The sequence below is a fragment of the Microcoleus sp. D3_18_C4 genome, from assembly GCF_036702355.1.
Lineage (GTDB): Bacteria > Cyanobacteriota > Cyanobacteriia > Cyanobacteriales > Microcoleaceae > Microcoleus.
The window spans coordinates 1-11762 of the sequence record NZ_JAUBTF010000108.1; the positions used below are offsets into that span (position 1 = coordinate 1).

Sequence of the window (11762 nt, forward strand, 5' to 3'; positions counted from 1 at the left end):
TCATTATTATTCACTTAGATTTCTATACAAAGAGGTATTGACAAAATATACTCCCTTCTAACTTGTTACGAATGCTCAGGCTTTATTCGCTCTGACGCCACAGCAGCGGCAAGCGGAAATGAAAAATGCTTTAAGTTTGGGGAAAGATTTTCGTCGTCGCCTCCCGCGCGATCGAGTGCTGTTAGTTGATGATATTTACACTAGCGGTACTACGGTTAAGTCGGCAATTCAAATATTGAAACTGTCGGGAATTTCGGTTTATGGAACTGTGGCACTTGCAACTCCGAATAAGGGCGATCGATAGGCTATTTTGTCTTTTAGTTTAAAAATGTTTGTAGTGAGGACATGATATTAATCAGAATTTGCTAACAAGATTTTTTGGGGAAAACGAACCGCGAAGACGCTAAGGACACGAAGGAAGAGAAAGAAGAGAGAGAGTTTAGGCCGAAAGCGGGAACTGTTTGCTGATGTTCCAGCGGCTGCCGTCGTGAAGTAGTAAAGTTAATGCCGAAGCGGTAAACTCAAAGTGGAGCGATCGCCCGGAGAATTCCAACCAAGCCGTTTGAAAATTCTCTTTAGTTAAATCGCGAAAGGCTACTGTCATGTGTGGTACAAATGGGCGACTTTGAGAAACTCGATCGACTATTCCCAAATTTGCCTCCATATAACTCATCAAATCTTTGTGAATCTCCAGCAATTCGGGTGATTTGACAACATCAGCGTAAATGACGCGGGGCGCGAAAGCAGCAAAACCGGATAGAGTAACGGGAATTGACAGCCGATTTGCCGAAAACTCCTTCAAACTTTCCTCTAATTTGGGAACATCGTCTGCTAAGCATTCAAAAGGAGGTTGCAGCGTGATGTGTGGCGGCGAATTCAAAGCACCGCGGCTGTTGTAGGAGGCCACAAAATACAGTTGAATCTCAGTAATCTGCTGTTCAATATCGGGAGGCGGCACTAGGGCAATAAAAAATCGCTGTTTTGACTGGTTCATAGGATAACATCGCAGTTGAGAAAGGATGGTGCAAAATGGAATATAGAGCATTTGCCCTAGATCCCATTGCTGATCGCCCATTCCCAATCTAAAATATAAAATCTAAAATCCCAAATAAAAATGCCTTGGTTTGTCAAAATTGAGCAAGGAATTGTCGAAAAGCCTGTTTTTGACCAATACGTGCCAGCTCACAGAGCTTATGTCCGAGAGTTGATTTCTAAAGGACACCGAGCGAAAACTGGCTACTGGGCGCGGCGGGGCGGCGGTATGTTGATGTTTGAGGCGGATTCGATGGATGAGGCGAAGGCGATCGTCGCTGAAGACCCGCTGGTGAAGAACGGTTGCGTTATTTATGAAATTTATCACTGGTGTGTGGTTGAAGAATAAATAACTGTGTTATACTCATTTATGAACTGGACCCACGCGATTCCAACGCCCAAATCTTGTCAGGACCGGAAGGTAGCAGCAACACGGGATGCTTGTAATAGGCGTGGTCTCCGGTTCACCCAGTTTTATGAGGTGTAGCTCCTATGCCTGGTTTCGGAGATATTTTACAAAAAGCAGTTTACCTTGGTGTCGGGCTCGCTTCCTATGCGGGTGAAAAAGCTGGCAGCAAGTTAACTGAATTACGCACTGAAGCCCAAAAGCTGGCAGACGAATTGGTGAAGCGGGGCGAGATGTCCACGGAAGAAGCTCGCCGCTTTGTTGATGACATGGTGCAACAGGCTCAGCAGCAGCCCCCCGTAGCCTCGGCTGGGAACGAAAAACCCGCTGAACCTCGGCGGATTGAAATTGTTTCTGAGGAAGAAGATGTCTCGGCAAAAGATGCTAAAGAGACAGGCGGCGTAGACAAGCTCCGCGAACAGGTGCAGAATTTACAAGAGGAATTGCGGCGGCTGAAGCGGGATTAAGCAGGAAAAAGCTCGCTCAGCAAAGCATGAAGGGAACTCAGGATAATAATCTTGAGTTCCCTTTTTGAATATCTGCCCTCTCAGAGGTGGACGGATATCAGGCAATAGGTAATAGAATTGAAAGTAGGTGCAAGCACTTCACTTGAGGCTGGCTGCACTTGTCTGTAAAATATTTTGTAATAGCAAGCTGTCAAATTCATGGAAGATTGGTCTAAAGATTTTTTTGGAGTAATGGAAAATGCTGTTTCTGAAGTAGAGCATTTTTTCACCGAAATGGGCGAAGAGTTTGTCGAAATGCTGGACGTTTTGGCAAAAATGTCGGAAGAGTTTACAGAACAAGTACAAAATAATCTGATTAACGACATAGACGGTTATTTCAATGAATTTGACGGTTTATTTAATGAATTTATCGAACCGATAATTGAAATTTGCCGCGACTTCGACCCGGAGTTTGATGAGATAGATTTGTCGATGGTTACTTATGTAGACCCTTCGCCGACGCAGCAGCCGGCTTGTCGCGGTTGTCGCAACTATCACGGTCAAGTTTACGGTGGCAATTTGTTGGTTTGTGCGATGCACCCTACTGGTGTGGAATCGGAGAGTTGTGCGGATTGGGAAACAGACGGCGATGCAGATTTTTAATGACCCAGTTGAGTTGTTGAGGGTTTAATGGCTTATGGTAACGTCAATTCAGTCTCCGTCAAAGATTTCTCTGGAAGAGTTTCTGCTATTGCCAGAGACTAAGCCGGCTAGCGAGTATGTTGATGGTCAAATTTATCAAAAAGCTATGCCACAAGGAAAACACAGTACGTTACAATTCGAGTTTCCATCTGTTATTAATCGAGTTGGCAAGCCGCAGAAATTAGCTTATGCGTTTCCAGAATTGCGCTGCACTTTTGGGGGGCGTTCTATTGTTCCAGACATAGCAGTGTTCGAGTGGCCGCGCATTCCTCTGAATTCTCAGGGAAAGATTGAAAATAGGTTTGAAATTGCGCCGGATTGGACAATTGAGATTTTATCGCCGGAGCAAAGTTCAACTCGCGTAATTAATAAGATTCTGTTTTGCCTCAAGAATCATACTAAATTAGGTTGGCTGATTGACCCGGAAGAAGAATTGGTAATTGTTTTTAAACCGCAGCAGGAACCTGAGATTAAAGAGAATGAAGATATTTTACCTGTACTGGATGTGCTGTCGGATTTGCAACTTTCGGTGGCAAATTTGTTTGAGCTGTTAAGTTTTAATTAGAAATGAGTTACAGTTGAGTCAGGGTAAGTTGGCATCTAACGGCATTTAAAGGTGAATCGCTCAACGGCTGATAATTCGCAATTTGGGTTTCCGAAGATGCCGCCATCGCTGCAATTGCGACAGTATCAGCGAGTGGCGGTTGCTAATTGGTTTGCGAATCAGGGACGCGGTACGCTGAAGATGGCGACGGGTAGTGGCAAGACGATTACTGCACTGGCGATCGCCACTGAATTATACAATAAAATTAACCTGCAAGTCCTGCTCGTAATTTGCCCTTACTGCCACCTGGTGAATCAGTGGGCGCGGGAATCGGAGAAATTTGGTTTAAAACCTATTTTGGCTTTTGATAGCGCCCGCAGTTGGCAGAATAAGCTGGCTGGGGGTTTGTATGAAGTGCGATCCTCTTCGAGGGCTTCGCTAACGGGCGAACGAACATTTCTCACAATCATCACTACTAATGCTACCTTAATGGGAGATAGTTTGCGATCGCAACTGCGCTATTTCCCAGAAAAAACCCTGATTATTGGAGACGAAGTTCACAACTTAGGCGCGCCGCGTTTAGGAGAAAGTTTGCCGCGCAATATTGGACTGCGACTCGCCCTTTCCGCCACTCCAGAAAGGCATTTCGACGAACAAGGAACCGAAGCTATTTTAGATTATTTCGGCCCTGTTTTGCAGCCTGAACTCACCCTGGCTGATGCTATCCGCCAAAAAGCATTAGTACATTATTTATACTATCCAATTTTAGTAGAATTGACCGAAGCCGAAACCCGCAAATATTCCTACTTAACTAAAAAAATTGGCTGGGCGCTTTGGGGCGATGAAAAAGTAGAAGAAAACGATGCTTTAACGACTTTATTAATGCAGCGAGCCCGGTTAATTGGGGCAGCGGCTAATAAATTAACAGCTTTGCGAGAATTAATGATTCACCGTCTCGACACAGCCCATACTTTATTTTACTGCGGCGATGGTGCGATTGAAGGAGGTGCCCGCCGAAATAACAACCGCCAACTAACAGAAACCGCGAAGTTATTGGGTTCAGAATTAGGCTACCGAGTTAACACTTATACTGCGGCAACTCCTTTAGCAGAAAGAGAACGATTGCGCCAACAATTTGAGAGTGGAGAATTGCAAGGTTTAGTCGCGATTCGCTGTTTGGATGAAGGCGTTGATATTCCAGCAATTCGCAATGCTGTAATTTTAGCAAGCAGCAGCAATCCGCGCCAGTTTATTCAGCGCCGGGGACGGATTTTGCGGCCGCATCCGGGGAAGGAAAGGGCAACTTTATTTGACATGATAGTTTTGCCTCCAGATTTAGGTCGGGAAACATTAGAAGTCGAGCGCAATTTGCTGCGAAAAGAGTTAAAGCGGTTCTTGGAATTTGCGGATTTAGCCGACAATGCTGGGGAAGCGAGAGTGAAATTGCTGCAAATTCAGAGGCGTTACGGGCTATTAGACATTTGACATTTATTAAGCTTCGGTTTATGTTTGAGAATAGAGAATTATTCGAACGCAGTTTGAGTTGCTAGTTTTTAATATTTGAAAAAAAATGACTGAAAATCTGCATGAAAATCTGATTATGGCTTTTAGATATGAAGATAGTGCGATCGCAGCCGTACCAAAAAGTATTTTAGCAGAAAATCGTTCTTCTTATCAAACTCATCAGGAATTGAGCGACGTACAGGAACCAATTACTAGCGCGCCGCCCGAAGTCCGACAAATTATCGAACGGGTATTAGAAATTGAAAAAGATAAACTGTACATGAGGGCTCCCCGCTATATTAGCGATGACATTTTGAAAGTTATTAAGGAAGCAATTGTATGAAACTGATTTCAATTAGTCTGTGCAATTTCCGGCAGTTTTTCGGCCAAACACCCGAAATTAAGCTGGCCTGGGGCGCGCAAAATATTACAGTGATTCACGGCAATAACGGTGCTGGAAAAACAGCTTTGATGAATGCCTTTACTTGGGGACTTTACGGAAATCTGAGCGCGGGTTTTACGGAAGAACAATCAGTAAATAAACGCGCTATTGCGGAAGCCAAACCGGGCAAACGAGTACCTTGTTGGGTGGAAATCGTGTTTGAACACGACAGCAAGCGCTACCAAGTAAGGCGCAGTTGTCATGCTTACAAAAGTCAACATAGTGTCGAACACAGCAAAGGCGAATTGTTTATGCAGGTAGCAAAAGATGACGGCCGCTGGATGCTACCGCCCCAGCATCCTGATGATATTATCGGACGAATTTTGCCGGAAAGTTTGCATCAATATTTCTTTTTTGACGGAGAGCGAATCGAGCAAATTGTCCGCCACGATAAGAAAGCAGAAATTGCTGAAGCTACTAAGGAATTGCTGGGAGTAGAGGTGCTGAATCGCTCGATTAGACATTTGGGAGATGCCAGAAAGTCTCTAGAAACAGATTTAAGAATGATTGGCAGTTCCGAAATTAAGAAACTTTTGAAAGAAAAGCAAAAATCTCAAAAAGAGGCAGAAGAATTTTTGCAAAGAAAATTAGAAATTGAGCAAGAATTGATTCATCAAGGCGAGTTAAGAAAAGCAGTTAACGGTGATTTGCTGCTACTGGGCGGTGCCGCCGAATTGCAAAATTTGCGAGACGAATTGGAAAAGCAGCGCCATTTATTTAAGCAACAAATTTCAGAAGCTACAGATGCTCTAAAACGCTCAATATCTATGCGCGGTTACGCGGTATTTCTGTCAGATGCGGCGGTTGAATTTGAAGCTATTGTCGGGAGTTTACGAGAATGTGGCTCGTTGCTTTCGGGGATTCAGCGGCCGTTTTTGGAAGAGTTATTAGCGCAGCAGCGGTGTATCTGCGGTGCGGAATTAGTGGAGGGTTCTGAATCTCACCAACAGGTTAGCGGTTGGATGGATAAGGCGGGTGTTGGCGATGTGGAAGAAACAACTATTCGGATTAGCGATCGGGTAAATGAAATTGATAGGCAAGTGGCTGATTTTTGGGAGGAAATTGACAGACAGCAAGGCAATATCAGCCGCGATAGAACCGAACTTTCTAGGGTGGAAAATCAGTTAGACGATATTCACAACAAGCTGCGAAATTTTCCTGAAGGCGATGTCAGCCGCTTGCAAAAGCGCTTGGATGAAATTGAGGCAAAAATTGGCGATTTGCACCGGGAAACAGGCTCTAACCAGCAGCAGATTGAGAGTTTGAATGCGTCGATCGCGAATCTGGACAAGCAAATCGATAAGCAGCAACTGAATGAGCAAAGGCAAGTATTGGCCCAGCGCCGGATTGCCGCGACTCAAGATGCGATCGATCGCCTAACTGAAGTGCGATCGCGCTTAGAAAAACAGTTTTGTTCTCAGTTGGAAAAGCGGGTGCAAGATATTTTCAGTCACATTTCTTTTACTCCTTATATCCCCAAGTTAAGCGATAAATACGAACTGACGCTAGTAGAAAATACGTCGGGTAAAGAATCTTTGGTTGCCGCTTCTACAGGAGAAAATCAAATTCTCAGTTTATCGTTTATCGGCGGGATTATTGAGGGCGTGCGGGAGTGGAGTCAAAAAAATACTTTGATGGGCCCGGATAGCAGTACCTTTCCAATTGTGATGGATTCTCCCTTTGGTAGTTTGGACGAGATTTATCGCAAGCAAATTGCAAATAAGCTGCCGAAATTGGCGAATCAATTGGTGGTTTTGGTGACAAAAACTCAGTGGCGCGGAGAAGTTGCTCAAGAGATGGAAAGTTGCACAGGCAGGGAATACGTCCTGGTGTACAATTCTCCGAAAGCTGATTGTGAAGAAGATGCGATCGAACTGGGCGGGACGCGCTATCCTTTAGTTAGGCGCAGTCCGAATGAATTTGAATATACAGAAATTGTAGAGGTGGATTATGACTTCTAATTCGGCAATTACGCAGGTTTTGGAAACAGATATTTGGGTGAAGGCGACGTGGGAAGAGTTTCTGAATTTTGCTGAGGATTCAGCATGGGAAAAGGGCAAGTTTTATTACTACCAAGAACGTATGAGGGTAGAAATGTCACCAGTAGGGCCATTGCACAGTCGTCATAATTCAGTAGTTTCGAGAGTTGTCAATTTTTATACTGCTTTTAGAAATATCCGAATAGTGGAGTTAATTAATGCCAGTTTTCGCAAAACAGGTATTCGGGAATTTCAACCTGATTTGTCTTATTATATAGGTGCAGATTTTGAATTGCCTCCTCGCACGAATACGCCAATTAATTTGAATGTGTTTGCACCTCCAGCTTTAGTAGTGGAAATAGGAGCATCTTCTAGTGCCGATGATTTGGGAGTAAAGCGTTTAATTTACGAACATTCTGAAGTCCAAGAATATTGGGCAGCTAATGCAAATACGAATGCAGTATTTGCATTAGCTATTACTGCTGGAGGGAGTGGGACAATTAAAATTCACTGGTTTTACCTGGCTTAGAAATAGCGTTAATAGAGGAAGCTTTGAACCGGAGTCAAACAGAAGATGATGGGGAAATTAATCGCTGGTTGATTCAAACTTTTAGTCAAGGTTGAAAGGAGTTTGACGTGAAAAAAGAGTATCATAAGTTGGTGCGCGATCGCATTCCTGACATTATTCGCCAAAGCGGGAATGAATGCGAGTTTGTAATTTTGTCTGAGGCAGAATACCGTCAAGCTTTGCTGCAGAAATTGATTGAAGAAGCGGGGGAAGCGGCGGAGGCCCACGAGGAAGATTTGGTGGCGGAATTGGCGGATTTGTATGAGGTGATAGATGCGGTGATGGCGAGTTTTGGCATTTCGGGCGATCGACTTTTGGACGAACAAACGAAGCGGCGGGAAGCAAGAGGAGGTTTTGCACAAAAAATTATGTTGTTGCGGACATTCTGAAAATTATCTGCGTTAATCTGTGTTTATCTGCCTCAAATCTGCGGTTACTCTATCAAATTACTCACTTAAAAATTACATATTAATCCCAATGGCTGCTAACAAAATTAGAATTGCTAAAGATAAAGCGGAGTTAGTCAAATCATTAACTTTATCGGATAACAACTCCGCGCCATTTCAGACTTACGCTGATGTCATCGCCTTCGCTGCATCATTGGGAAAGCAGCGGAAAAAACGATCGCCTTTAGGGGAAATTTCTAAACGAGAACCGGGGGCGATAGATGTTGATATTTTTGTATCGAGGGGCTACGATATGGCGATTAAATTAATTGCGATCGCCGAAACCAAAAATCCTCAAATTCTCTCCCATCTCGACGAAAAATTGGAAGCAGAACGCTTGCAAATTTTTGAAGAATATGCTAATGGCGGACTGGAGATTTTGCGCGAAGAGTTGCGGGGTGCGGCGGATTATACCGATCGCCTTTTGTTGGTGTTGATTTCTGAAAGAGACAACCAACATCGGTCAAATGAAGAATTCGATTTAAGCAAGTTTTTATTTTAATAGGTTCCCAATGAAATATGTAGTAGCGGATTTAATAAACAAAGGGCTTAAAGAATCTGCCAAAATTTTCGCTTACAGCTACTCAGGATTCATTATCTGCTATTTCATTCTCAAACTATTTTTTTGGGATAGACTGTGGATTGTTGGCTTAATTAGCACTTTTATTCCCTTAATTTTCTTCCCCACTTTCCTGATTGCCATCATCGGATTGTTAATTATCAAAAAAAGATGGTTCACTATTATTTCTGCGATTGCCTGCATTTTCCTAATAAGTTGGATGCACATTAAATACTTTTCTCCCGCACCCATAAATCTTACAAATTCGCAGCCCAGTCTCAAAATTTTATCCCATAACGTCGGTTGGTATGCAACTCAGTCACCTACTTTATTTAAACTGATTCACCAGCAAAAACCAGATATTATATTTTTACAAGAAATCGTTAGGAAACATACCGAAAGAGCTTTCACCTGGTTAAAAGCAGACTACCCCTATCAAATTGGCACTCCCCCTGTAGGAATTCTCAGTAAATATCCGATTGTATCCAGCGAAATACTGCACTTAGCCGGCCATCGAGAAACGCAGCAACGGGCAATTATTAAATTTAACGAACAAGAAGTAGTGATTTACAATATGCAAGCTACCGGGCCGTGGTTTAAGAAATCGAGAATCGGGCGTTTTATCAAAATTCCAGTTTACAAATATGGCAAACGAGCGCCTGAAATTCAAGACTTAGTGGAGCGAGTTGAACGAGAAAATCTGCCAGTAATTGTCGCGGGCGATTTTAATATGACAGACGAAACTCAAGACTATGACAGGGTGCAGAAAGTCATGCAAGATTCCTTCCGAAAATCTGGACTGGGGTTTGGTTTTACCTGGCCTAACGGTTGGGAACTTAAGTTATTGGTAAAAAGGTCGAATTGGAGATTAAATTATCCCGTTTGCCGGATTGATTATATTTGGTATTCAAATCATTGGGGTGCTAAATCTAGTTCGGTTTTGGAGGCAACCGAGTCCGATCATTTGCCTGTAGGAGCTGAACTTATTTTGTTAAAATGAAGCGGTGTAAGCCACAGCATCAACCAAACTTAAGATCGATCGCCTGCTCTCGGAAAACTCCTGGGAAAACTCCACTAACTACTCAAGGTAATACCACAGTACATAATGGTATAATTTACATCTACCCGTGCAAAATTTGGTATCCAGTATTATAGACCCCTACTCGCAGAAGACCCCTTACGCAGTGAAAGGGAGTGCGGGTCTCCTGGGATGTTGAGATGAAGAAGTTGAGTAGGTGGCGATTAATGGCGCCACCCGCCATCGATCATTTCCTACCGAAGTGTAGCTATTGATTGAAGTCAAATTTTGGATCAAATCTATGTTGAACAGCTTTAAACTCAGAGGAAAAATGCTACTTGGCTACTCAGTGCCAGTAGGATTAATCGCAGGACTAGCGATCGGTGTCTATAGTACATCGCAAACAGTTAGTAAAAACTTTGAGGAAGCATTGCAAGCAGTACAAGCTGCTAGGATGTCAGACTACATTGAATTGAGAGTGTCAGAAATTGCCCGACAGTCAAGGGGTTATGCTCTGACCCTTGACAAAGAAGCGCTCGATCGCTACGAAGCGGGTGTCAAGAAGCTGAAGGAAACTGAAGATCAAGCCTCAGATCTGACTCACAACCTCAGCAATGAACAAAAAGAACGGATGACCAAGATGATTGAATTTTCCACCCAGTATGACAAGAGCGCCCGCAATCTGATTGAAGCGGCCAAAGCTGGTAACCGTAAATTGGTAATGGACACAGCAGAGCAGGGTGCAGAAAATCTCAAGGCTTTCGAGGCTGTTATGACGGAGTTTGACACTCAGCAAGCTAAGCTAGTCAAGCAGTCGGAAACTAACACCAAAAATGCGCTCGGTGTGTTGGTCATGATGTCGGTATTGGGTGCTGTTGCTTCTTTAGTTATTGCGTTGGTGGTGGCATACTTGATATCCACGGCGATCGCCAACACCCTCAACCAAACTGCCGGCGAAATTGCTAGCTCCTCGGCACAAATCGTCAGTGCGGTCGAAGAGCAAGAACGCACCGTCTCGCAACAAGCTAGCTCAGTGAATGAAACCTCGACCACGATGGACGAACTCGGCGCATCTTCGCGCCAATCGGCGGAACAGGCTGAAGTCTCTGCTTCAGGGGCACGTCACGCCCTCTCGCTGACTGAAGGCGGTACAGAAGCGGTGCGCCAAACTCTTGATGAGATGACTACCCTTAAGGACAAAGTGGGGGCGATCGCCCAACAAATTTTGCGCCTGAGCGAACAAACCAACCAGATTGGCAATATTTCGGGCTTGGTGGGTGACTTAGCTAATCAAACCAATATGCTGGCTGTGAGCGCCGCCGTAGAAGCCGCCCGTGCTGGCGATCATGGCAAAGGCTTTGCGGTAGTTGCTCGAGAAATTCGCAAACTTGCTGACGAAAGTAAGAAGTCTGCGGTCAAGATCAACAGGCTGGTATCGGAAATCCAAACGGCGATCGACTCCACCGTGATAGTTACCGATGAAGGCAACAAGACAGTGAATGAAGGCTTGTCCCTTGCCCATAGCATGGCAGAGGCATTCACAGGTGTGTCTAACTCAATCAACAAAGTTTTCATCAGCAGTCAACAGATTTCGCTGAATGCCAAACAACAAGCAGTTGCGATTAATCAAGTGGTCGAAGCGATGAATGCGATTAATCACGGTGCGCGGGAGACGGCTTCGGGTGTATCGCAAATCAAAGTCAGCACGCACCAACTCAATTCTGCTGCTCAAAAGCTGCAAGCAGTTGTTTGATCCTCCACCCTTCAGCATCTCCGTTCTCAAGGGGGACTTAACGAATTCAATCCCCCTTTTTCATGGCTGGTAGCGACTGTTCGCAAAAACTTAGCTAAATATTCCTAAAATTACTCAGACGACTGATCATCCGTCTCATTCCCGATCAAATCGGGAAGCAATATTTCTTGCTACGGGAAGAACAACAACCGCAATCCTTCTCTATTGCTGCTTGGGAATTCCTAAGACTCACCAAACGCGAGGCCCCGGTGTTGTTTTGGATTGCCAAAAATAATAGCAATGCCGGAATATATAGTCATTTCAAATAAAAAAGAGACACTATTGAGCGCAGTAGGCACAGATGAGTTGATCTAAAGATGTGCCC

14 protein-coding genes and 1 other RNA gene are annotated in these 11762 nt (G+C 44.2%); 14 read left to right on the forward strand and 1 reads right to left on the reverse strand.

The features are described from left to right. Nucleotides 1-118: 118 nt before the first annotated feature. Nucleotides 119-304, forward strand: a complete 186-nt coding sequence (locus QUA90_RS28990; protein ID WP_333448635.1) for a phosphoribosyltransferase family protein — start codon at nucleotides 119-121, stop codon at nucleotides 302-304. A 135-nt stretch (nucleotides 305-439) separates the two neighbouring features. On the opposite strand, the gene QUA90_RS28995 is transcribed toward QUA90_RS28990, so the two are convergent. After that, nucleotides 440-994 (reverse strand): 2'-5' RNA ligase family protein, encoded by a 555-nt coding sequence (locus QUA90_RS28995; protein ID WP_333448636.1) that lies wholly within the window; start codon nucleotides 992-994, stop codon nucleotides 440-442. A gap of 120 nt (nucleotides 995-1114) precedes the next feature. On the opposite strand from QUA90_RS28995, the gene QUA90_RS29000 reads away from it, so the two are divergent. The 13 genes from QUA90_RS29000 to QUA90_RS29060 all read left to right on the forward strand — a co-directional run bounded on the left by QUA90_RS29000 (nucleotide 1115) and on the right by QUA90_RS29060 (nucleotide 11398). Further along, nucleotides 1115-1381 carry a YciI family protein gene (locus QUA90_RS29000; protein ID WP_333328310.1) on the forward strand — a complete coding sequence of 89 codons (267 nt, stop codon included), beginning with the start codon at nucleotides 1115-1117 and terminating at the stop codon, nucleotides 1379-1381. Between the two features lie 23 nt (nucleotides 1382-1404). Continuing rightward, nucleotides 1405-1501: signal recognition particle sRNA small type (gene ffs, locus QUA90_RS29005), an RNA gene on the forward strand. A 23-nt stretch (nucleotides 1502-1524) separates the two neighbouring features. After that, a complete protein-coding gene (locus tag QUA90_RS29010; protein ID WP_333056143.1) occupies nucleotides 1525-1905 on the forward strand; it encodes a phasin-related domain-containing protein in 381 nt (126 codons plus the stop codon). Nucleotides 1906-2103: 198 nt separating this feature from the next. After that, entirely contained in the window at nucleotides 2104-2547 is a 444-nt protein-coding gene (locus QUA90_RS29015) for a hypothetical protein (RefSeq protein WP_333082395.1), read from the forward strand. A 34-nt stretch (nucleotides 2548-2581) separates the two neighbouring features. Continuing rightward, nucleotides 2582-3151 (forward strand): Uma2 family endonuclease, encoded by a 570-nt coding sequence (locus QUA90_RS29020; protein WP_333328314.1) that lies wholly within the window; start codon nucleotides 2582-2584, stop codon nucleotides 3149-3151. 96 nt (nucleotides 3152-3247) lie between these two features. Beyond that, complete coding sequence (locus QUA90_RS29025) at nucleotides 3248-4615, forward strand: DNA phosphorothioation system restriction enzyme (protein ID WP_333385411.1); 1368 nt, start codon at nucleotides 3248-3250, stop codon at nucleotides 4613-4615. Between the two features lie 85 nt (nucleotides 4616-4700). Continuing rightward, nucleotides 4701-4976, forward strand: a complete 276-nt coding sequence (locus tag QUA90_RS29030; protein ID WP_333328317.1) for a hypothetical protein — start codon at nucleotides 4701-4703, stop codon at nucleotides 4974-4976. Then, entirely contained in the window at nucleotides 4973-7036 is a 2064-nt protein-coding gene (locus QUA90_RS29035) for an AAA family ATPase (protein WP_333448637.1), read from the forward strand. Before QUA90_RS29030 ends, QUA90_RS29035 begins: the two co-directional genes overlap by 4 nt. Next, nucleotides 7026-7583: a Uma2 family endonuclease gene (locus QUA90_RS29040; protein ID WP_333448638.1), complete on the forward strand. Its 558-nt coding sequence runs from the start codon at nucleotides 7026-7028 to the stop codon at nucleotides 7581-7583. Before QUA90_RS29035 ends, QUA90_RS29040 begins: the two co-directional genes overlap by 11 nt. A gap of 107 nt (nucleotides 7584-7690) precedes the next feature. Next, nucleotides 7691-8011: a nucleoside triphosphate pyrophosphohydrolase gene (locus tag QUA90_RS29045; RefSeq protein WP_333328326.1), complete on the forward strand. Its 321-nt coding sequence runs from the start codon at nucleotides 7691-7693 to the stop codon at nucleotides 8009-8011. An 88-nt stretch (nucleotides 8012-8099) separates the two neighbouring features. Further along, nucleotides 8100-8570 carry a DNA phosphorothioation-associated protein 4 gene (locus tag QUA90_RS29050; protein ID WP_333082402.1) on the forward strand — a complete coding sequence of 157 codons (471 nt, stop codon included), beginning with the start codon at nucleotides 8100-8102 and terminating at the stop codon, nucleotides 8568-8570. Nucleotides 8571-8580: 10 nt separating this feature from the next. Further along, entirely contained in the window at nucleotides 8581-9627 is a 1047-nt protein-coding gene (locus QUA90_RS29055) for an endonuclease/exonuclease/phosphatase family protein (protein ID WP_333448639.1), read from the forward strand. 349 nt (nucleotides 9628-9976) lie between these two features. Next, nucleotides 9977-11398 (forward strand): methyl-accepting chemotaxis protein, encoded by a 1422-nt coding sequence (locus tag QUA90_RS29060; RefSeq protein WP_333448640.1) that lies wholly within the window; start codon nucleotides 9977-9979, stop codon nucleotides 11396-11398. Nucleotides 11399-11762: the final 364 nt, after the last annotated feature.